Raw genomic sequence first — 22,861 nt, 5'->3', positions numbered from 1 at the left:
TATCCTGATCAATACGATGGGGAACCGGTCGAAAACAATGACTGGGTTGGCGGTAAAATAGGTATAATTTAATTTTTTATTCCTCGAAATTTTTCAGAAAATTCGTGTCAATTGGTTTGCCATTATATTCAAGAACTTTTTGAATAATCCATTGGTTAGACGTTTTTCTTTTTTTGTTGAACTCTTGAATATTTTGCTTTGATAACCTTGAAAAAAATTCAGTCGCCCAGCAGGTCGAGCAGCTCAAAGCCGTTCTCGATCCGGTGCAGGCGTTCCTCGCCGATAACGAGCGTCCTGCCGATCATCTTCTGCTTATGGTAATCGGTGATAACGCACATCGCGTGCTTCTTGGCGATCTTCGAGAGGTTCCCGATCAGGGCTGCCCGTTTTACGACCTTCTGGGCCGGGCCGTAGCCGGTGAGGATGGTATGCTTCTCGAACATGAGCAGGGCCTGGAACGGGGCGCCGTGGAGCGTGTGCAGCTGCATCCCCAGCTGTTCGAGATACTCCATGGGGGATCTGATCGGCACCTCCTTCTGCTCTCCTTCCATTGCCTTCGGAGGTTCGTGCCGGATGAGATCGATGGATTCGACTACGCCCGTATTAAAGAACTCCTCGATCCGGATCGCCACGTCGAGCGTTGTCCCCATCCCACCCTCGTACTTGCTGATGGTTCGCCGTGAGACCCCGAGCACCTGCCCAAGGTCGCCAAGGGACATGTTGCGCTTTTCCCGGAGATCCCGCAGCACTTCGCCATCGATATTGACATACAGCCCGCCGGGGGACGCATACACGAGCGGCGGGATCTTCTCCACGAAATAATCATAGAGTGTCGCGGGACTGATCGCGTAGATGCCGTACCGCACGTACACCGCCCCGCGCTCCAGCTCCGCTTCCCGGGCCCGCTCGCCCACGATCAGGGGCACACCTCCGAGATGGCGCGAGATCAGCTCAAGGTCGAATGCCCCCTCTTCACTTACCGAGTCGATGTGGGAGACCACCTTGATGACCAGCAGCGTCCCGTTATTGCGGGCGATGAGGTCGAAACTCCGCGGGCGGATGGTGAACCGTTCGGAGACATCGAAGCCTGCCGTGATCATCACGCTGGTAACCAGCTGGAGCTGGCGGTCCTGGGACATGTAGATACAAATGGATGGAGCGTGCCCATATATTAATATAGACATGCTGATCGGCATCGATGACACGGACTCGCCGCAGGGGATGTGCACGACTTACCTCGGGGCGGTGCTGGCCCGACGGCTGATCCGGGAGCATATGCAGGTTAAGGAGGCCCGGCTCGTCCGGCTCAACCCGAACGTGACCTGGAAGACCCGGGGCAATGCGGCGATCGCGTTACACGCGGAGGGCAACGCAGACCGGGCGTTTGAGATCGCATGCGCGACCGTCGAGGAGCTTGCCGATTTTTCGTGCGGGAATACGAATCCCGGTCTGGTGGTTACCGGTGAACAGCCTGACCCTGCATTCTACCGGCGTGCGGTAAAAGATTTCTGCGAGATCGATGATGCGATCCGGGTTCTTGACGATTCGGGTGCCCGCTACCGGGGCTGGAAGAACGGGCGCGGGCTGATCGGTGCAACGGCAGCGGTGGCAAGCGACCTGCCGGACCGCACCTCCGAGATCCTGGTCTACCGGAAGCCGGAGCGCTGGGGCACGCCCCGCAACGTCGACTGCCAGAGTTTGTTTGACGCAGAGAGAGCCACGTTCCCGCATACATGGGACACGGTAGATGTCATCAACGATGTCGTGGTCTGCGTCCCTCATACACCCGACCCGGTGCTGTTCGGCATCCGGGGCGAGAGCCCGGCATGGGTGATGCATGCCCGGCAGATGATCCGTTCAGAGCCGCCCGGCATCGAGCAGATCTGGGTCACCAACCAGGGGACGGATGCCCACCTGCTGCCCGGGAAGGCCGGGCATCTTCACGAACTGCTCTCCTACACTGTGCCGGGGAACGTGACCAGTGTTCCCGGGACACATGCGGGCGGGCATGTCTCGTTCATCATGAAAGACGGGGATTTTCCCGTGCGGTGCATGGCCTACGAGCCCACAAAAAATTTCCGGCATATTGTCAGGCAACTACTTCCGGGCGATGAGGTGATTGCAGTCGGGAGTTTCAAGAAAGGCAGCATCAATCTCGAGAAGATCAAGGTCGTATCGCTTGGGGAGGCAGAGACGGTCCGCCCGCCGCTCTGTACTGTATGCAAGAAGCGGATGACGAGCGACGGGAAAGGAAAAGGGTGGAAGTGCAAGAAGTGCGGAGCCCGGGCGGCAGAGCCTGAGGTCCGGGAGATTTCGCGGGTACTTGCACCCGGTTGGTACGAAGTCCCGCCCACCGCAAGACGGCATTTGGCCCGGCCATTATGCAGAGGCTTGTCTGAATAAATTGGCGACCGAAGGTCACCCCGGTTTCGAAAGGCGGAGCCCTCGGATGGGACAGAGGTCCCGCCGACTGCCCGGAGACATCTGGCCAAGCCGCTGTGCCGGGGAGAGCCGGGATTATAAGATCCCGGTATACGAATTTCTGTTGCCTAAGGTTCTCCCAATTCCTTAACATCCCCAATCCGGAAAAGAATACGTTGCATGGAGTTTTTTAGCATTATTTTAAAATCGAAAGGAATAGATTACTGAGCAGTGAGGCATGCAGAATGACTGATGCGTACCGGGTTCTCTATGTGGACGACGAACCCAGCCTGCTTGAGATCACCCGCATCTTCCTTGAGAGCGAGGGAGATTTTTCCGTTGATACGCTCACGTCTGCCAACGAGGCCCTCAAACTGTTGAAAACCAGGCAGTACGACGCCATCATCTCGGATTACCAGATGCCGGAGATGGACGGCATCACGTTCCTCAAGCAGCTCAAGGCATCCGGTAATACGACACCGTTCATCGTATATACCGGGAGAGGACGTGAAGAGGTTGTCATCGAAGCGCTCAATAACGGTGCTGATTTTTATCTCCAGAAAGGCGGTGAGTCAAAAGCACAATTCGTCGAGCTTTCGAACAAGGTCCGCTATGCCATAAAAAAGAGGCAGGCGGAAAATGCGCTCGCAGAGAGTGAAGAGAAGTTCCGGACCATTTTTGAGAACAGCCCGTATCCCATCTCCATCAACAGTATCCCGGATGGAAAATTCATCGCTGTCAATGCAGCTTTCCTGCAGAGCAGCGGGTACCCGGAAGCCGAAGTCCTTGGAAAGACCCCGATAGAGATGGGGATGCTCTCATTTCTGGATTTTGGCAGGCTTTCTTCGCACCTGGTGTTGTCGGGCAGGCTCGAGAATGTCCCGATGGTTCTCGTGGGAAAGGGAGGGAAACGGGTTCACGTTCAGTTTTCTACCCTCCCCGTCACCATCAACAACAGGTCCGCCATCCTGACCGTGACCGTGGAAGTGACGAAGCTGAAACGGGCTGAGGAAGAACTTCACCAAAAAAACCAGGAACTTGCCGCTGCATTTGAGGAACTGACTGCGAGCGAGGAGGAACTGCGCCAGAACTATGATCAGCTCGCAGCATTCCAGATAAATGTCCAGGAAAGCGAAGCACGTTTCCGGACCCTCTTTGAGATCTCCCCGGACGGGATCATTCTCTTTGATCTCACAGGGCGGATCACTATTGCCTCCACTGAAGCCCTCAGGGTGTTCCGTGTCTCATCCATGGATGAAGCGGTCGGAACCAGCGTCTTTGACTGGGTGGAGCCGGAATACCATGAGCTGGTTCGGAAGACCATGGTGGAGCTCCTTGACAGGAAGTTCCGGCATGCCGTTACGTACCGGGTCAGGCGCAGGGACGGGTCGTCGTTTTTTGTCGAGAGCAGCCATGGAATCTTTCCCGGTGCAGACGGCCGCCCGGATGGCTTCATCGTTATCGTCCGGGATATCACCGACCGGCAGCAGGCGGAGATGGCGCTCAGGGAGAGCGAGGAGAAGTTCAGAAAGATCTTTGAGAACACGTCGCTCGGTATGACGCTTGCCCTGCCGGATTTTCGGTTCCTGCTTGTCAATCCGGCATGGGTATCGATGATGGGGCACACGGAAGAGGAATTCCGGAAGATGTCATTTAAGGATATCACTCATCCGGATGATCTCGCTGGAGATATTGAAGGCATCCGGGCGCTGGAGGCAGGTACTATTCCTGAATATAGTACGGAAAAACGGTACGTCAGGAAAGACGGCAGTACCCTCTGGGGGGCCCTCAAAGTAACAACCATCAGGAATGAGGACGGCACCCTGCGCTTCTACCTTGCGCAAATCGAGGACATCACTCCCCGCAGGCTGGCCGAAGAGCGGTTATCGGAAGTGAACAGGGCATTTTTGTCATTCTCTCCAGACCCCATAAGCAATATCAATATCCTGACGGGGCTCGCGGGCAGGATGCTTCGGGGGACCTGTGCCCTCTATAACCGGATTGAAGGCGGAATGCTCTGTTCTCTGGGAATGTGGAATACACCGGCGGATTTTGTCTCCTGCGATCTGCCGGAAGGGCATATATGCAATGATGTAATTCTGGAGGGGGACAGCTCTCCTGCGATTATTACCAACCTGATGACATCCTCCTACGCGGATACCGACCCGAATGTCAGACGGTATCAGCTGCAGACCTATATTGGTATTCCGGTAAAAATCGGTGAGAAATTCCTCGGGTCACTCTGCGTCGTGTACCGGGACATCTATTCACCCTCCCCGCAGGAACTGGAGATCCTGTCGTTCCTTGCACAGGCCATCGCAATTGAAGACGAGCGGAGGACCGCAACGCAGGCGCTCCGGGTGAGCGAGGAGCGGTTCCGTACGATCCTCCATTCGTTGCAGTCCGGTATCGTCATCATCGATCCCCGTACCCATACAATTCTTGACGCCAACCCCAAAGCTCTCGAGATGATCGGAGGCAACAGCGAATCGGTTTCAGGTTCGGTGTGCCACCGCTTCATTTGTCCTGCCGAATCATCCCAATGCCCGGTTACCGATCTGGGGCAGGCGATCGAATCCTCTGAACGCGTCCTTCTCAACCAGCAGGGAGAGCGATTGCCTATCCTCAAGAGCGTTTCCAGGACGATACTGGGGGGAAAGGAGGTCCTGATAGAATCCTTCGTCGATATCACCGATCGTAAACTTGCAGAGGAGGCGCTCCGGCAGGCAAACAAAAAACTCAACCTCCTCTCCGCTATTACGCGGCACGATATCAGCAACCAGCTTCTGGCTTTGAATGGTTTCCTTGAGTTACTCCATGCCAGGACCCCGGATCCCGCTCTTGATGACTATTTCACCCGGATCGCGGACACGTGTACCAGGATTTCCACCATGATCGAGTTCACCAAAGACTACGAGAAGATAGGGGTAAATGCCCCTCTCTGGCACGACTGTCGGGCACTCGTGGACACTGCAGCAAAGGAGACCCTTCGTGCCAAGGTCATGGTGAAAAACGACATCCCTGCCGGCACGGAAGTATTCGCCGACCCGCTTATCGCCAAAGTCTTTTACAACCTGATGGATAACGCCGTACGGTATGGCGGGAAGATCACGGCAGTCCGGTTTACTGTGCACGAACAGGATGGAAACCAGATCATTGTCTGTGAGGATGATGGTGATGGCGTCCCTGCTGATGACAAGGAGCGGATCTTCGCGCGGGGGTTTGGGAAAAACTCGGGGCTTGGTCTGGCACTTTCGCGGGAGATCCTCGATATCACCGGTATCTCTATCCGGGAAACCGGCTATCCCGGGAAGGGGGCACGGTTTGAGATCGTGGTGCCGAAAGGTATGTGGCGTGTCGCGGGAAGGAGCGCATAATGGCGGATACGATCCGGGTCCTCTATGTGGATGACGAGCCCGGCTTACTGGAGCTCAGCAAACTCTTCCTTGAGAGTGAGGGGTCGTTCGCTGTCGATACGCTCACGTCTGCCAGCGAGGCGCTCATGCGTCTGAAGACAAAACGATATGACGCCATCCTCTCCGATTACCAGATGCCGGAGATAGACGGCATCGGGTTTCTCAAACAGCTCAGGGAATCGGGGGATACCACACCGTTCATCATCTTCACCGGGAGAGGGCGGGAAGAGGTGGTCATCGAGGCCCTCAACAATGGTGCGGATTTTTATCTCCAGAAAGGCGGTGACCCGAAAAGCCAGTTTGCCGAGCTTTCGAACAAGATTCATTACGCGGTTTCCCGGAAGAAAGTTGAGGAAGCACTGGGGGTAAGTGAGGTAGTTGAAAAGGAGATGGAGTACCATGAGATGGAACTCATGAAATTTTACAACCAGTCTCTGGACGCTGCAAACAAGAAGCTCAAACTTCTCTCCAGCATCACGCGGCACGATATCATCAGCCAGCTGACGGTACTGCAGTTATACCATGAGATACTGGAGAAGAAGCTGCCTGACTCCACATACCATGACTATTTTAAAAAGATCGGGTCCGCTACCGATCGGATCTCCTCCATTATCCGGTTCACCGAGAGATACGAGGAGATGGGGATCAATACTCCGGTCTGGGCGGATGCCCGTGCAATCGTGGAGGCCGCAGAAAAAGAGGGAGCGACCGGGCACCTGCGGCTCGTAAATGATATTCCTGCCGGGACCGAAGTCTTCACCGATGCCCTCATCGCCAATATCTTTTACAACCTCATGGACAATGCGGTGAAGTATGGCGGGAAGATCACGACCGTTCGTTTCTCTGTGGAGAAATCCGGTGATAACTGCGTTATCCTGTGCGAAGACGATGGTGACGGTGTGCCGGCTCAGGAGAAGGAGAGGATCTTCGGCCGGGGTTTCGGGAAGAGCGCCGGACTCGGTTTAGCCCTTTCCCGCGAAATTCTTGATTTTACCGGCATCAGGATCCGCGAAACAGGAGAGCCGGGCAAGGGAGCACGGTTTGAGATTGTTGTGCCGAAGGGAGCGTACCGGATCGCTGCGGAACAATAATCGCATCTGATACACGGGCGTTTTCAGGATCATCCCGTGGAGGGCGGGATATCCGGCGTTACCCGGAGGTTGTATTTCCGCTGCCCATATCGTTCACGATACCCTGTTCCGTGTTCAGGAGATCCTGCGTGGCGGCAAGGATGTGCGAGGAAATTTCCACGCTGACAAACGGATCAATTTTGATCGCCTGGTTGTAGGACTCCATCGCGTCCTGATAGGACTGCGTAGACTCTAAGGTGTCCAACGTCTCATTGGATGCCGCGGCAGGATCCTGGTTATTCGTGGTGAGTGTCTGGAAATTCACCCGGATCTTCTGATTCTCCCTGATCGAGAGTGCGAGACTTGCGTCGCCCTTCCGTATCCATACCTGCGCATCGTTCCCGTTGATTGACAACGCCTTCTCAAAATACCGGATGGACTCCTCGTACTGGCCCTGGTCATAGAGAATAGTGCCGGTCATCACAATCGGGGCGGTTTCGTTCGGGTTCGTGGCCATGACGTACTCCAGGTCCTGCCGGGCTTCCTTGTCCCTGCCAAGGGATTGCATGAGACTCGCTTCGTCCATCCGTATTGCCGTGTCGTTCGGCGAGAGGGCAATGGCGGATTCGTAGAGGGGGACCGCGTAGGCCGGGTATTTTGTATCAGCAACTTCCCCGGCCGCAAGTGAGATGCTTTTCGCTGCCACGTGCGGAGCAACGGCAATACCGATGAAAAATCCGGCAATGATGACAAGAGCCGCCACCTCCGGCCAGAACAGTATGCTCTTTTTCCGGAACTCTTTTTTCAGCTGGTTGATCTTTTTTGCGCTCAGGTAGGCATCAAGGACTGCCACGGCCCAGACGATTACCATAACGATGCGGGGGTCAAATGCCGTATACACCGGCACGGCGAAAAGGGAGCCCAGCACACCCAGAAGAACGACAAGCCCCTTGATGGTCTCGCCGTTATAGAACTGTCCGAGGCCCACGCCGACAAGGGACAGGGCCGCAGACACAAGGGGCTTTCTCCATTCGTCTTTGGAGAGGTCAAGGATCGGGTGCGTGGAATCTTTGGGCGGGGGGGATTCAAACGGACGCTGGCACAGAAAACAAAAATTGTCATCGCAGGCAATTGTTGTCCCGCAGTACGGGCAGCGTTTCATACTAGCGTGGAGATTTGGGAGCTTATAGGTATTTCTAAATCAAGCGTGGAATTCCCATGACTGTTTCCGGAACGAGTGTGGCCCGCTGGGGGTCACAGGGTGCCGAACGATATTCCCCGGTCTCTTTCTCGATTCCTGCGATCTCTTCTCAGTCCAGGCTATAGAGTCCGTATACGATCCGGTCGATCTTCCGGCCGGTCGACCCATCCTCCATCAACGAAAAACAGTCATGACCATGTTTTTACCAGGTTTTTCTATTCAATAAAAAACAAGGGGGATGGGAAAGGAAAGAATTCAGAGAAGTATCGTTTCTTCAAGACCCTTGAAGTGCATATCACCGGTCAGCACCTTCAGGTTGTGGATCCGGGCGGTTGCGAGGATCATGCAGTCAACTGCGCCCATACCGTTACCCTTCTTCTGTCCGGCCCTGATTGTGCCGGCCACGATCGCGATCTGCATATCGACCGGGATAACATCAGCATGGGTGGAAATTGTAGCGATGAAGGACCCGGTTTTTTCTTCCCCGCACAGATCGGTGAAGCGGTACTGGAGCTCATAGAGTGTCAGCACGGAGACTGCAAGCGGGGAATTCTGCTCAATGCATTCCAGTGCCTGCTGTCCCCAGGGACTGTTCCGGAAGATCTCGATCCAGGTATAGGTATCGATGAGGATACCGGTCACTCTGCATCCTCCTCTGCAACCTCACGGTCGTGGTCGCGGTAGATCGCTTCAATATCCAGATCGGGGAAAATTCCGAGCAGCGATCTGAGCGGTTTGACCGGTATGAGCTCTATGTGCCCTTCTGCCTCCCGGACCTCGAAACGGTTCGCGTTGTAATGGTCCCGGATTTTCTTGGGGAGCACCATCCTGCCGGTTGCGTCCACGGTGATGACCGGGCCGGTTTCTGTCCGGTACTCAGCCAATGGTTCGCTGACACCGGAGAGGTTTTTTGGTTTTTTGGAAACCCGGGTTTTCGCGTTCGTCGCCATGGTACATCAGGAGTATATGGGAATTGTGGCAAAATATAATTATTGGCAAAAAAGTAATATGGCAAAATACCGTTATTGGTAAAACCACCTCCTTCCCCGAGCCTCCATCCGGAATGATCCCACCACACCCCCTGTTTTAAAGGAGTGATCTCACCGAAAGACCAGGCCAGATGTTATCGTCAGATGGAGCGGCTTTCACTGTCAAAACCCCTGCGGGAATTCTGGTACATCAAAGCCCGCTGCGGGCCCGGCTGTACCTCTTTTCCCCAGAACCATAGATTTTAGAGGTCATAATTCGGAAAAATGCGGAACCGGCCAGGAATAATCGGGCAATCTCCGGCGGGAATGGATGAGGTCGTATATAGCAACGTTATGGAGACCCCAAGCGGGAGGGGATGCGGTTTGGGACGCCGCGGGTACCGGCCAAGGGATATGCTTGTCTCCTCCCCGGGAACGTCAGGGGAATTCTCATAGCAAAAAAAGTGAATGTGTTACTTCCCAACGCTCTTCTATCGAAGAAATTGAAATTTCTTCTCCAGCTCGCTCTGCCTTTCAGGCAGAGTTCGCTTCCACCACCGCAACCTCATCGGCCGTCAACCCGTAGAGCCCGTACACCAGCGAATCGATCTGCCGGTCAATCGACTCGATCTCCTGCGTGATGATCCGCTTCTCCTGGTCGCTTTTTGCGTGGCTCAGATGCTTGTGCAACTCCAGCATCTCGGTGACGAGCGCGACCATGCGGTCGTGCCGGGCTTTGTCATCCGGGTTGTCGAAGTCGGGGGTGTAGACCGGGATATCCATTAGATCGTCACCTGAGAATTCCGTGCGATTCCGGAATGATGATCGTACGGTGCGTTCAAAGACGAACGAGATCAGACGGCTGTTCAGGAGTCCGAGGAGGTAGAGGCTTGAAGACGCGAGCGCACCTACCGATGGGCCCGCGATGCCGCGACCGGGATCGAACCCGAACGCCAGTTCTTGGAACCTGTTTGCAAAAAGAATTTTGGGATGCTGTTCCCGCCAGAAATCGTCGCTGCACGCGGTCTCCCACCAGTGATCCGGGGCCTCTTCCGCTTTCGTTGATTTCCGGGACTTCAGGAAACGGGCAAGCACCGGGTGCCGTCTTTTAAACCAGCGCCACGGGCTGGAGCGGGCTCCCGGGTAGTGGTCCGTCCAGCCCTGAGGGATGAAGACCGCAAACGAGATGTGCACTGCCGGTTCGTACCTTCCGATCGTTTCTCCGCTGATCACCGGCCGTATGAACTTCTTGCATTCAGGATCTCCGCTGATCAGGGTTTTCCTGAGACTGCTATCGATCACAAAAGCCGGGTCGGATGCCCATTCTGTCCCCGGGCGAAACTGCCCCATAACATAGTCTTCAAGAGGGGAACCTGATTCCCGGATTTTTTCCAGGACTTCTTCAGTCCGCTTGTCGCGGAGTGTCCAGCCGCCTTCACCAAAATTTGCCTGGTCAACCGGAAAATGGTGCGCGTGCACGTACGCCTCCAGGTCTCCTGGAGATGCGGGATCCACAAGCGCAGCGACGGCAGCGTGGGACGGGGAGTGGTTGGTGAGCCGGAGAATACAGGTCCCCGTCTCATCCGGACCACCGACAGATCCGGGAAGATCCACGATCTCCTCGACCTGTTTTGTGGTAAGGAGATATCTGAGCGGAGAGCCGGCCCTTCCCCGGAGCCACAGGTCACTCATGGTGAAATTGAGGGAGCCACCAGGCCGGAGCAGCACAAGCCCTTTCTCGATAAAGAACGCGGACCGGTCCGCTTCCGGGTGGTAGGCTGCGTAGTGCCGCTGCAGGTACCGCTGGATCCATTCCTTCTGTTCCGGCAGCCCCTCCGGGGGATTGCTGATCACCATATCAAACCCTCCCGCTGCAAAAATTTCCGGAAATTCAGCGGCCCATGCAAACGGGTTGAGCAAGTGGCGCTCCCTCGCCGGGCAGAACATCCATGATTCGTCATTCACGATATCGGGCGCGATAAGTGCGTTTCCGCACCGGATCGTATGCCGCAGGTCACGGAACAGGCCTTCTATGATGCCCGGAATATCCTGCGGTGCCGGGGAAGATGAGAACTCCCCGAATAACCGGAAGAGCAGGAGCATCTTTGTCGCTACCACGGCATGCCGGCTTATATCCACCCCGTAGATTGAATCCACGAGAATGCTGTGACATTCGTCAAAGGTCAGCCGGTTGCCTTGACTGGCAAGAAGGGCCCGGAAGACGCAGAGCAGTACCGTTCCGGCCCCGCATGCAGGATCAAGCACCCGGAGCGGCAGTACGTCACAGGGCGACCGGTTCGCAATAGCTGCACCGAGGGATCTCGTTGCCATGTAACGGATCACGGAGAGGGGAGGGGCCGTCAGGCCCCTGGACAGGACAGCATCGTGGGTATCGACCACAGTCGCCTGGTGTGCCGCAGACCTTCTGACAGTCCTGGAGATGTAGTGCCCGAGCACCCCGGCAATAACCTCCAGGTCGAGAGTATCAAAGTGGTACGGCCGGTCACCCGAGATGAGACGGGAGAGGACAGCGCTGATCACACTGTCTTCAATGATGAGCGATCCCATGGAAACGGGTGGTGCTGAGGAAGGATTGTCACGCTCTTCCCAGAGTCCGGACAGGGACGAGCTGGCCTCCAGCAGCTGCCCGTAATGGTCGGCAGAATCGCTGATCTGCTGCAGGGTACCCCCCGCCACAAGCCCCCGATCCTCTGCCATGCGCAGGAAGAGGAGGGAGAAGATGACCCGGTTCGTGGCAGTCGCGATTTGTTCACTGCGCAGCCCGAGGTTGTTCCTCGCGATGCTCCGGGCGAGCTGTTCCCGCCAGCAGGTGAGGTCGTGGAAAAGAACGGTTTCCGCATGGTTCCCGGCATTCGTGTCAGGTTCTTCACAGGGAGCAGGGTCCGGCCTCGGCATTGTTGTAGTACTTCGTTACCGGGAAAATAACCGTATTGATGAAAAAACAGGGAGGAGGGATGGAGAGAGAAAAAATTGCTCTTTCCCGCCGGCCATCTAAAACCCGATCGCCACTTCCCCGTCGCTGCTGCCTGAGGGCTCTTTCTCCGCAACTGCAAGCATCAGGACAACCCCGATGATCTCCAGCACCATGCAGAAGAGGAAAGCGGCATCAAACGCCGCGGCGAGGGCGGATGACGGGAGCGTGTGGGCCGAAACTTCGGCGAGTTTTGGCCCGGCCGCCATGGTCGCAACGAGCATGACCATGGCCACGCCAAGCGATGACCCGAGGTTGGTCATCATCTTGACAAGCCCGCTCGTTGCCCCCCGGTCTTTCACCGGCGCCTCCCCCATGACCGCACTGTTCAATGGGGAGAAAGCGACACCGGAACCGGCGCCCAGCAGGAAGAGGTAGATGCAGATATGGCCCACGCTGGTGTGCTCGGAGATGGCAGAGAGGAAGAGAAGGGAGACGGCACAGAGAACAAAACCCGTTATGATCGGTTTTTTCGTCCCGATCACGTCCGAGATCTTCCCGGCGAGCGGGGCCGTCAGGATCATCCCCACCGGAAGGGCAAGCAGGATCGTCCCGGCATTGTCGGCATGGATGTTCTTCACCAGTTCAAGGTAGAAAGGCATGATGACCATCACACCCGCCATCGCCATCTGGATCAGCATCACGTTCACGTTCTGGAGCGTATACGCTCCGTTGGATAGCAGGCTGATATTGACCAGCGCCTCCTTTGACCGCCGTTCCTGTACGTAGAAGAGGATCCAGAAGACGACCGATACCACGAGGGCAGCCATACCAGCGAGTGCGTTGTCACCCTGGACAGATGTCAGACCGACAATGAGGGTCGAGAGTGCCACAAAGACCAGCACAACCCCCGGGATATCCAGTTTTGCTTTGGGAGCAACCGGGGCCACCCGGGGGATGATGTGCATTCCCAGAAGGATCGCAATGATTCCCACCGGCAGGTTCACATAGAATATGAAGCGCCAGGAGAATGCGCTCGTCAGGAATCCGCCGATCACCGGCCCGAGGGCTGCCCCGAGCATCGTGAACATGGCGACGATCCCGAGCGCCTGACCGCGTACGGATGCCGACAGGTACGAAGTGACCATGACTGCCCCCAGCGCGGAGATGACCGCCCCGCCGACGGCCTGGAGCATCCGGGCGATGATCAGCACATCAAACGTGGGCGCAAGACCGCACAGCGCGGAGCCGGCGGTGAAGAGTGCAAAGCCGCCAATGAAGATATTCCGGTATCCTTTCATATCTCCGAGCCTTGACGCTGCAAGCAGGAGACTCACGAGGATGATCAGGTACGCGTTGAGTACCCATGAGACGGTCACGGTTGAGACGTCAAGGGATTTTGCGATATCCGGAAGGGCGATATTCACGATAGTGGCATCAAGACCTGCCATGAACGACCCGAGCGCGATCACGATAACGATCAGGAGATCTTTTTTGGCCATCTTCTGGGAAGCGGTGGGTTCATTCATAGTATCATTACCAGAATGGGACATTGCATTTTTCCCCATAAGAATGCTTCCAAAATCTGCTCCCGCTGCCACGAATTCCTGTCGTGGGGATATTGCAGGCAGAGACCTGTGAAACAAAAACGTTATTTATAAATGAGAGCGGGAATGAGACTGGTTCATACTACTTGGGAAGGTGGCGAAGACGGGGATAAGGCACCTGCACGCGTCATGAAGATTCTCGCAGTTCTCACAGCGCTTACCAGGGTCCTGGCAATCGTTGGGGGGGTTCCCTGGTATGAACCTGATCAATAATCGGTGGCCGGTACCCTGTTGCAGATGCTCATGATCGCTGGTCCTGAGATGGTGCTGATGGTGTATTTCAATCCCTGCTGACTTTAGAGATAATAAGAAAAAATCTGGAGACCAGACATGCAGAAGAACACGTGTGCGTCCGTAACGTTCCGGACGATTGTTCATTTCTTTGACCAGGATGATCCGACTCCAGAGAACAACCGCGGGTTGTCGGATCGTGCCGAGGAGCAGATCTTCCGTGAAGTGCTGGACGTCCCGAAAGGGTATCGCGGGGAGATGTTCGACCGGCTGGAGATCCTCCTGCCCGCTTCAGAACTTACCCCGGATCGCAGGGATGCAATTGTCTCTGCGGTGCGGGCACATTTCCGGAACCGGTCGCTCGACTATCTGAAAGAGGGGAGGCTCACCCAGAAGGTCGGCCTCCGGGAGTTCCGGCTGACGATCGCCGTGTGTCTTCCCTCATTCCTCGGCATTGCCATCTGTTCCCAGTTCAAAGGGAACCCCCTCACCGAGGTCGTTGAGAACGTGCTGGTGATCTTCTGCTGGGTGACCATCTGGCAGCCGTTCCAGTCGCTCGTTTTCGACCGCTGGACCAAGAACAAGACTGCAAAGGTCTGCAGGAGGATCGCCGGGATGGATATCAGCGTCCGCCCGGTGGAAACAGGAGAAAACATCACCTGACCGGAAACCGGGGGGCGAAGTTTGTCAGTGAGAGCACGACGGTGAAAAGAATGGAACTCAGAGGGCCGAAAGTGAAGGACTATCTCAGGAAGTTCATGGTCGAGCCGGGGAAAAACGTGCGGCTGAAAAAATACGATACGGGCTGGGTCCGGCATGAGACGCTCAAAACGACAAGTGATGGAAAAGCAAAGGGCCTGCTTGAAGAGATGCTCGAAAAAGACCGGGCTGCACTTGCAGAAGCCCAGGAACTCCTCGCCGCCTCCCAGGAATATGGGATGCTGATCGTTCTGCAGGGGATGGATTCGGCGGGAAAGGACGGCACGATACGGCACGTGATGTCCGGTGTAAACCCGCAGGGCTGCTCGGTCCACAGCTTCAAGGTCCCATGTCTTGAGGACCATGCCCATGATTTTCTCTGGCGCTACTCCCGGGTGCTGCCCGAGCGCGGGATGATCGGCATATTCAACCGTTCGTACTACGAAGACGTGCTGGTGGTGAGAGTCCACCCGGAACGCGTAGAGACACTCCCCGGAAAGCTCGGGCCGGGCAGCGATGGTTTCTGGACCGGCCGGTTCAAGGATATCAATGCCTTTGAAAAGCACCTTGTCCGGAACGGGACGCTCATTCTCAAGTTTTTCCTCAACATTTCAAAAGACGAACAGAAACGACGCCTTCTCGACAGGCTGAACAACAAGGAGAAGTACTGGAAGTTCTCGACCGCAGATCTTGCCGAACGGCAGTTCTGGGACCAGTATACGAAAGTCTATGAGGAGATGTTATCTGCAACGTCCACTGATTATGCGCCATGGTTCGTCGTTCCTGCTGATTACAAGTGGGCGGCCCGGACCTTCGTCGCGGAGGTGATAGTGTCGGCGATCGGCGGCCTCGACCTCAGCAGCCCGAAAATATCCGCAGAGCAGCTGAAACAGATCCTGGCAGCCAAAAAAGAACTTGAAACAGAATAGTCATACGTTATTCTTCATTTTTAACTTATGAAGTCTGAATTGCCGTCTGCGAACAATTCCCGGGGATCCCCGCGTTGCGGAGGGAAATAAAAATATTTCATGATCTTAGGACGTGTTGCCAGTGTACCGCCGTTCCAAGTGGACGCGCATCTGTATGCGTCCATGGAAGATCCTGGATATATATGACTCCTCTTTAAAAAAAGTACAACCCTCTATAATACCCCCAGATTATATCTTTATTTGGAGAACGAGCGTGAAAAATCTGTTTTTTTAAAAAGCATAAATATTTATATTTTAAAATGTAATCCCCTGTTCAGAGGCTGGCCATGCGAATATTTTTCGCAATCATCGGTATTCTCTGTCTGTATCTTCTTATAGCCCCCGTGGCGGCAAATGATCTCGCCAATTCGACCATCACCTCTACGCAAACATGGGTAATAGCAAACGGGAATTCCCAGTCAACAATCACGGTTACAGCCGTGGATTCGAATGGCGTACATCAAGTCGGGATACCGGTAACCTTCTCCCTGGATCCAAATTCTACTGGCATGGGGACAGTCAGTCCATCAAGCAGCAATACTAATTCTAATGGCCAGGTGTCAACCACATTCAGCGTCAATAAAATAAGCGGCAGCGCTACAATCAAGGCAGCATTGAATTACAATGGCAACATCACAAATCTCGTTTACGTTCAACAGATCGATCACGATGTCCCGTTTTACTGGACGGTGACATCGCCACCTCAGGCATCCGTCGGCACCGAAACCTGGTTCAATGTCTCCTATACTGACCAGTGGGGCAACGTTATCGATCACCGCAATCCTGCGGATCCCGACACCGTCTCACTCCAGATTGGTTCTGTCTCTGGGAGCGCGGCCTTTGATATTAACGGAGCCTACGTAACCGGTACCACCCAGCAGCTGAATGGACAGGGAGGACTATCGGTGAAAGTTCTGCTCGATTACATTGCGGGACAGAACAATATCCACCTGCAAACATTTGGTGCTATCCCGGATGAATATCCATCCATTCTTGGCATTTCCAATGGTGTTCCTGCATCGATCGGCCAGACTACAAGCCCGAGTCCCCCGGACGTGCCGGCAGATATGGCCCATACCGTTTCCGTTGAATACGTTCTGTATGACAAATATGGTAACCCTACCATTGGCCAGAATATATCCGTTCAGACAAGTTCAGGCGATTATTATCCGAATCTGACATCAAATCAGGTTGGTCAGATAGGGTTGACGTACGGTCCGCAGGGCACTGCTGAAAATGTCACCCTTACGGCTACGGCATTCGCGAATTCCTCCGTCACCTGTAGTGAGACAGTGACATTTTACAGTACGGCACCAGTGAACTGGGTGCTCACTGCAGATCCTCAGATAATGCCCAGTCTGGATGCGAATAGCAATATGGCGGCGAATATAACGGCACAGGTCATGGACGTGATGGGCAACCCTGTCGCCGGTCAGACGGTGACATTCAGTCTTGGCACCCCCTCATATGACAATATCCATGACATTGTGACTTCTGCACCGAGACTTACCGCCACCAGTGCCGTGACAGATAGCAACGGAAATGCCATCGTCCAGTTTATCCCGGGTGGTTTCTCAACCAACGCTTCGCTGATGTATTATAATCCAACAGCTACCGGAACCTGTCCTGTCACTGCAACCTGGAATGGCATGCAGCAAAGCGTACTTCTGACCTGGAAAAACTATCCCTATCTCAGTGCCTTCACGAGCGTCTCCCCACCAACGATCCCGGTAAATGGAACGGTCACGGTGACCGTTAAACTGACCGGGGACGGGTGGGCACTCACGCCGAATCCGATCGATGCCGTCCTCCTTATCGATCGATCCGGGAGTATGGGCGACTCGATGTGCGCGCCAGGGCAGACGCGAAATTGCCCGACAGAGCTATCAAATGCACAAACCGGTGCAAAAAATTTTGTCTCCATGATAAATGCGTCGAATGACAGGATCGCCGTTGTCTCATTTTCCGGTGATGATAGCGGGCAGAATATCGATACCACCGTCAATTCACCACTCACAACCAATTCTGTAACTCTTAATACTGCGATCAATAATTTGAAGGCGAATGGAGCTACAGGGACACGGGACGGGCTCTACCAGTCTATCGCATTGCTCAACAGTAATCCCAATCCCAACCCGAAAGCGGTGCGGGCGGTTATTCTCCTGACGGATGGGGATTATAACTGGCTGGGCAATTTCCTTGGCAGGGGGACCGGCTATTACCCTGCGCCGCCCTCCGGATACACCGGTTACAGCACGAATGCCCTTGAACCCCAAAAATACCTGTATTACAATGGGTTGGGTGGCGCTCTCAACCCGGCCCTGGTGGCTAATTTTATCGGTAATACGACCAAAACAAATCTCCAGGTCAATTTTACGGACGAATCAACCGGTACCCCGACATCGTGGAGCTGGAATTTCGGAGATGGCGGGACATCAAACCTCCAGAATCCAGTACATACCTATGCACAACACAAGTCAACACATTCTTACACAGTTACCGAAACCGTGACCAACACTGCCGGAAACAATCAAATTATACAGTCGAATTATATCACAGTTACGGGTTCTAATCCGGGCCCGGTTACAACAACTGTAAACATTCCCTCATCAACGCCGAGTCCTTCTTCCGGGTATTATACAGCTCCCGATGAGCAATCTACCGCCCAGAACATGTCCGTATTCGCCGCTAACAACAATATCCGGATCTATACGATATCCTACTATAATTCATTCGATTCGCAGGCAATTTCTGATATGCAAGTACTGGCGGGGGCAACCGGGGGATTCTATGCAAATGCTCCTGACGCGGCCACGCTTGCACAGATCTACTCCAAGATTGCCGGAAATTTGCAGACCGCGGCTGGCGTGAACACCCAGATGAATTTGAATTTCCAGAATGTGAACGTCAGCGGTGTAACGGTGCCGGGCGCCCAGGTCTTCAGGTATGTAGCTGCGAATCCCGGTTCTACAGATATAACCTGGCAGGACGGAGTAAAGAATAACACGGATCAGTCCGGTCAATGGAATCTCAACCAGCAACTGAACTTCACCATCGGGACCATAAATCTCGGCCAGACCTGGCAGGCAGTATTCGAGCTCAATGTAACACAGGCAGGCAGCATCCAGCTGTTCGGCAACCCGTCAACCCTCACATTCAATAATGGGACGAGTTCGATGACTCTCCCTCCTGCATATATCACTGCGGTCAATAATCTTACCAATACCGGCGTGACCACACAGTCAATCCTGCTCTCTTCTTTCCAGGTGACCCAGTCAGGAATAATTACCGATTTCGTGCCGTTGCAATGGAATACCACCTACCCGGGCGCACAGACTGCCATGGAACGCCTCTATTACTCGACAGTTTATCAGCAACCGCAGACATGCGGGGCATCGCCATGGGTACTCTTTAACCAGCAGACGGGTATACCACCGGGTGAATCGAGCGAGTCTTCGAGTCTTGATGTCCGAACCCTGCCCGCGGGAACCTATTATGTCTGTGTCCTTGCCCAGGCGAATGATGCGCTCAGTGCAGTTTCTGAAACCGCGAGTGACATACAGGTCAAAACCTCAGGAAAAGCCTACATCAAGCTGCAATGAATCTCTCTTAAAAAAAGTATTGACCGTATTATCCGGGATTAATTCCTTTCCGAAAATTCACGAAATACAAAGAAAAATAGAAAAGAGGAGCGATGCGTATCCGCCAGACAGCAATTTTCTTCTGCGACAGGATGTTCCGGTTCACCCCAGGCGGCTTAAAAAACACCCCGGAGACCGTGCTGCGAGTGAGAGGGGTTTTCTTTCAGACTATACAGATTTTACCTCAATAGTATCCTGGTAGATGACGATCTGACCCGGCCCGGTGAGCAGTTGGTATACACCCGGCGCATACACGGGCAGACCCATGTTGTTTGCGAAATAATTATTCCATGCTACACTATAATCATCGGTCGAATCCGGAGTATAACTCACCGTGCAGACATATCCGTTAGGAATCTGGACAGATGAATAATTGGAATACCCGCGCTCCATCGAGACCGTGCCGATACCCGATCGTGCCATGGGGGTAGCCGTAGTAAAGCTGATCAGGTATATCGCGGCAGTGTTGGTCGGACCATCATAGAACCACCGGGGCGCGGCAAGCATTGCCGAGCCGTTGATAGTAGTCATGCGCAGCACAACGGCACCGTTTTCCAGCGCGATATCTGTCTGTGCATCGAGAGATTTGTACTCTATCTTTCCCGTAGAGTTCGGAGGAAGCGGAGTAAAGATACTACCGCCATTATGACACGCGACAGTGAAATTGGCGGGGCTGATGCTGTAGGATTCATTGTACACGAACAGGGTTCCCCCGCCGATGCTCAGAGAAGTCTCGGAGTACGGATCCATGCTGTACGAGAGACTTTTGAGGTCATTCTGCACGACGATCATATTCTTCTCCATCACCTGCTCGTTTGCACTCGACTGCTGTTGCAGGAGCACAGGATAGCCGTACAGGGTGACGAGCGCGATCCCCGTGATAATGATCGTAAAAATAATCATGAACCCGACCGATTCCGAAACACCGGCATCAGACCACGGATTGCTTTCGCGCGCGAACATTATTAAAACCCTCCTGAATCATAGGAGATCATGTTTATCCCTTGGTTTGTTGTATTTCCGATAACGGTTCCCTGATCTGACAGCATAATACCGCTCAGGCTGGTATTGCTCGATATGGAATTCCGCCATACGATAACATCCTGATCATTCCGGTTGATGCTCGGTTCGATATCTACCGAGTAGGCTTCTCCGGCAACATCCTGCGGAATACTGAATTTTGTCGATATGGTCCCGTTCTGGGGAGCAACACTATAGACATCGACGATCTCTGTGGAGATCCCGTTCCCGATATCAGTAAACGCATAATACCGGAGGGTGTTGGCCGGGTTCTCCATGATATTTGCATTGACCAGCAGGAGCATCACAACGAAGAGGACCATGAAGACGCCTGTTATCATGACGTATTCTATCAGGGTTGCAACTCCGCTTTCAGAGTTCCAATCAGGGGGATGTCCAGGTCTCATTGTAAACGGTCACTCCATTATTATAGTGAATCTGGATGATCGTGTAAGGATTATTCAATGAACTTGAATAATTCACTACCGCACCTTTCCGCGCAAGGGAAATTGTCCGGATGTCTGTCTGGATGCTCTGACTGACTCCGGGGGGGGAATTAAAATCGCCGGGATCAGTATAAACCGCATCGATGATTACCGCCCGGATGTCGCGGATATCGCTCTTTCCAAAGTCCTGCACATTTTCTGCCGTTGTCTGGCCTACCAGGGTCGACTGGTCGATTACCGTTGCCAGGAAAAACAGGCTGAAACTGACTATGAACCCCATGAGGATGATCCACTGGGCATCGTCACTCATTCCCGCCATAGAAGCACCTCTACCAGCATTGCGTGTGGAGTCTCCGGTCCCACTTCAAAGGGGGGGCATGTCTGCTTGACCAGGACCCACTCAGTCACCCTCACCGCATGCTCCCCTCCGGTCAGGTTCCGGGAAGAAATAAAGGGAGTCTGGATGATGTTGTTGCCGGCATCACGGCAGGTGACCGAAGCGCTGTACTGGAGCGTATCGATCTCAGACCCGGTCTTGTTATTGATTCCGTTCATGAACGATGCGTTGAATGCAGCGGGCTGATACCCCCCGATATCCTGCTGAAGGGGGCTTGGTGCATCAGGGGCTGGCGGGACGCTCATGGTCCACAGGACATCGTGTCCGAGTTGTTCCAGCTGGAGGTCGCTGATGTGGGAATCGCCCGGAGTATATACCGTTGTTGAACCGAGGACGAGGAGGACGGTGAAAACCATAATAATCGCGGCGGCGAAACCTTCGATCGTGTAGAGTTGCCCCCGGTCATCTACCATACGGCAATCTCCAGGACACCGTCGCGGAATGTCGACGGTGTGACGTCAGAATAGGTATACGGGAATGGACCAAATGGGCCGGGTACCGTGTTGTTCAGGTAATGATCAGGCTGAGTGAGATTAAAAGTATATTTTACATATAACTGGGTCTGCTGATCCAGTTGATTGTTGGTATTATAGCCCATATTGTAGAAGAATCCCGGCGAGAGGATGAGGGAGACGTTATCAGCAACGTTGACCGGAAGCGTTGACGCGGGTGTGGAATTTCCATCCACGTACAGGAACAACGGCGGAACCCCCCCCGGCGGGTTGGTACTGTCGAATATCTCAACGGTGGCGATTGACGGGTTCGGGTACGGCTGGGACTGCTGTGCCCTGAGGATGGTCACGCTGACAAGGCTGGCATTTGTGTAGGTGGAATTCCCCATCGTCTGATGCAGATCGGTCAGGTTGATCATCATCTGATCCTGCCAGAGGTTGATCTGATACAACGGGTTATTACACGCAGGATTTGACGTATTGGCAAGCAGGTCGGTGGAGTTGAAAAGCACGGTGAACGGATGCGTAGTCACGTTATCCGTGGAGATCAAATTCAGATTCGCATTGCCGATGAGTGATTTTCCAATGGTAACATTACTGGAGCCCTTCACTTTCACAACCCTGCGGATGTAGCCGTACTCATCAGGAATTATTTCGCCAACCGACCGTGTCGCATTCTCACCGGTTATCTGCAGCGAGATATTAAACATATAGGGATAGTCGCCAAATATCACCCGTGAGAGGTATTCCTGCGGTGAGTTAAAGGTAGTACTGCAATAAAACCGGTTTATTTTCTGGATGGACAGTACATTCGGCGTATCTTTGGAGACCGCGAGGCCCAACCGGATGTTATTGGTATTGATGAAGTAATCAGAATACATTGCCTGGCTCTCCCACGAGCTCGGGGATCCGGGGTCTTCGGTAAGGATGACTCCTGTACGGTAAGCAACGCCGCTATAATCAATATTCTTATTCTGGATATCAAGCAGGAGGCCGGGTATGAGGGTTGCCACGTAAATGAAGGCTACGATAAATACCGTAAAGCCTACCAGGAAATCAAGGGAAAGATTTGCATCCTCTCTCACGGAGAGACGATTGCATCTGTCAGATGAAGGTTTTTGCCATGAACGGGGCTCGTTCAGGAGCTGACACATGGAATGCACCCCGGTTTTTTTGCATCGATCTCTGTCGCCATCAGGTTGTCGGACGGAAACGGAGATGTTCGTATGTGCATGGGCGTCCTTACAGCAATATGAACCTGACATGGGAAAATAATTTGGTTTGGATTTCGAATCGGAATGGAGATTCGGTGCCGCTTATGCATTTTCCTGGGGTATTGCAAAACGATCGCGTGAAGCTGGCTTCTGCACAACCGGAAGTTGTTGTGTAAGT

General features: G+C 54.0%; 17 protein-coding genes. 6 read left to right on the top strand and 11 right to left on the bottom strand.

The window, feature by feature from the left end:
• Nucleotides 1-218 precede the first annotated feature (218 nt).
• On the bottom strand, nt 219-1,139 hold the full coding sequence (locus tag ABSB80_RS02240) for a transcriptional regulator (protein WP_428367721.1): 921 nt from the start codon (nt 1,137-1,139) through the stop codon (nt 219-221).
• Between the two features lie 43 nt (nt 1,140-1,182).
• On the opposite strand from ABSB80_RS02240, the gene ABSB80_RS02235 reads away from it, so the two are divergent.
• The 3 genes from ABSB80_RS02235 (at nt 1,183) to ABSB80_RS02225 (ending at nt 6,928) form a co-directional block, all read left to right on the top strand.
• On the top strand, nt 1,183-2,403 hold the full coding sequence (locus ABSB80_RS02235; protein ID WP_428367719.1) for a TiaS agmantine-binding domain-containing protein: 1,221 nt from the start codon (nt 1,183-1,185) through the stop codon (nt 2,401-2,403).
• A 263-nt stretch (nt 2,404-2,666) separates the two neighbouring features.
• Nucleotides 2,667-5,798 (top strand): PAS domain S-box protein, encoded by a 3,132-nt coding sequence (locus tag ABSB80_RS02230; RefSeq protein WP_428367717.1) that lies wholly within the window; start codon nt 2,667-2,669, stop codon nt 5,796-5,798.
• Nucleotides 5,798-6,928, top strand: a complete 1,131-nt coding sequence (locus ABSB80_RS02225) for an ATP-binding response regulator (protein ID WP_428367715.1) — start codon at nt 5,798-5,800, stop codon at nt 6,926-6,928. Before ABSB80_RS02230 ends, ABSB80_RS02225 begins: the two co-directional genes overlap by 1 nt.
• Before the next feature lie 58 nt (nt 6,929-6,986).
• Here ABSB80_RS02225 and ABSB80_RS02220 read toward each other — a convergent pair whose 3' ends face one another.
• The 5 genes from ABSB80_RS02220 to ABSB80_RS02200 form a co-directional block, all read right to left on the bottom strand.
• Nucleotides 6,987-8,069 carry a tetratricopeptide repeat protein gene (locus tag ABSB80_RS02220; RefSeq protein ID WP_428367713.1) on the bottom strand — a complete coding sequence of 361 codons (1,083 nt, stop codon included), beginning with the start codon at nt 8,067-8,069 and terminating at the stop codon, nt 6,987-6,989.
• 294 nt (nt 8,070-8,363) lie between these two features.
• Complete coding sequence (locus tag ABSB80_RS02215; protein WP_428367711.1) at nt 8,364-8,750, bottom strand: PIN domain-containing protein; 387 nt, start codon at nt 8,748-8,750, stop codon at nt 8,364-8,366.
• Nucleotides 8,747-9,058, bottom strand: a complete 312-nt coding sequence (locus tag ABSB80_RS02210) for an AbrB/MazE/SpoVT family DNA-binding domain-containing protein (RefSeq protein ID WP_428367709.1) — start codon at nt 9,056-9,058, stop codon at nt 8,747-8,749. Before ABSB80_RS02210 ends, ABSB80_RS02215 begins: the two co-directional genes overlap by 4 nt.
• A 552-nt stretch (nt 9,059-9,610) precedes the next feature.
• Complete coding sequence (locus ABSB80_RS02205) at nt 9,611-11,992, bottom strand: Eco57I restriction-modification methylase domain-containing protein (protein WP_428367707.1); 2,382 nt, start codon at nt 11,990-11,992, stop codon at nt 9,611-9,613.
• 96 nt (nt 11,993-12,088) lie between these two features.
• Complete coding sequence (locus ABSB80_RS02200) at nt 12,089-13,537, bottom strand: MFS transporter (RefSeq protein ID WP_428367705.1); 1,449 nt, start codon at nt 13,535-13,537, stop codon at nt 12,089-12,091.
• Between the two features lie 408 nt (nt 13,538-13,945).
• Between ABSB80_RS02200 and ABSB80_RS02195 the strand changes: the two genes are divergently transcribed.
• From ABSB80_RS02195 to ABSB80_RS02185, 3 genes are all read left to right on the top strand, one after another.
• Nucleotides 13,946-14,509: a hypothetical protein gene (locus ABSB80_RS02195; protein ID WP_428367703.1), complete on the top strand. Its 564-nt coding sequence runs from the start codon at nt 13,946-13,948 to the stop codon at nt 14,507-14,509.
• 50 nt (nt 14,510-14,559) lie between these two features.
• Nucleotides 14,560-15,474, top strand: coding sequence for a polyphosphate kinase 2 family protein (locus tag ABSB80_RS02190; protein ID WP_428367701.1), 915 nt, complete (start codon nt 14,560-14,562; stop codon nt 15,472-15,474).
• A gap of 383 nt (nt 15,475-15,857) precedes the next feature.
• Nucleotides 15,858-19,115 (top strand): Ig-like domain-containing protein, encoded by a 3,258-nt coding sequence (locus tag ABSB80_RS02185; RefSeq protein WP_428367699.1) that lies wholly within the window; start codon nt 15,858-15,860, stop codon nt 19,113-19,115.
• A 207-nt stretch (nt 19,116-19,322) separates the two neighbouring features.
• Here ABSB80_RS02185 and ABSB80_RS02180 read toward each other — a convergent pair whose 3' ends face one another.
• The 5 genes from ABSB80_RS02180 to ABSB80_RS02160 are packed head-to-tail and all read right to left on the bottom strand — an operon-like array spanning nt 19,323 to nt 22,554.
• Nucleotides 19,323-20,117 carry a DUF7289 family protein gene (locus ABSB80_RS02180; RefSeq protein WP_428367697.1) on the bottom strand — a complete coding sequence of 265 codons (795 nt, stop codon included), beginning with the start codon at nt 20,115-20,117 and terminating at the stop codon, nt 19,323-19,325.
• A gap of 2 nt (nt 20,118-20,119) precedes the next feature.
• Nucleotides 20,120-20,515 (bottom strand): hypothetical protein, encoded by a 396-nt coding sequence (locus ABSB80_RS02175; protein ID WP_428367695.1) that lies wholly within the window; start codon nt 20,513-20,515, stop codon nt 20,120-20,122.
• Between the two features lie 43 nt (nt 20,516-20,558).
• Nucleotides 20,559-20,939, bottom strand: a complete 381-nt coding sequence (locus ABSB80_RS02170) for a hypothetical protein (RefSeq protein ID WP_428367693.1) — start codon at nt 20,937-20,939, stop codon at nt 20,559-20,561.
• Entirely contained in the window at nt 20,927-21,430 is a 504-nt protein-coding gene (locus ABSB80_RS02165) for a DUF7288 family protein (RefSeq protein WP_428367691.1), read from the bottom strand. The genes ABSB80_RS02170 and ABSB80_RS02165 overlap by 13 nt, the downstream gene beginning before the upstream one ends.
• The gene (locus ABSB80_RS02160; RefSeq protein ID WP_428367689.1) at nt 21,424-22,554 is read right to left on the bottom strand and encodes a hypothetical protein; all 1,131 of its coding nucleotides are present in this window, start codon (nt 22,552-22,554) and stop codon (nt 21,424-21,426) included. Before ABSB80_RS02160 ends, ABSB80_RS02165 begins: the two co-directional genes overlap by 7 nt.
• Nucleotides 22,555-22,861 lie beyond the last annotated feature (307 nt).

It is taken from the genome of Methanoregula sp., assembly GCF_050010295.1.
Lineage (GTDB): Archaea > Halobacteriota > Methanomicrobia > Methanomicrobiales > Methanospirillaceae > Methanoregula.
Note: the sequence above shows the minus strand (reverse complement) of the source record. Positions and strands in the feature narration are given on the sequence as shown.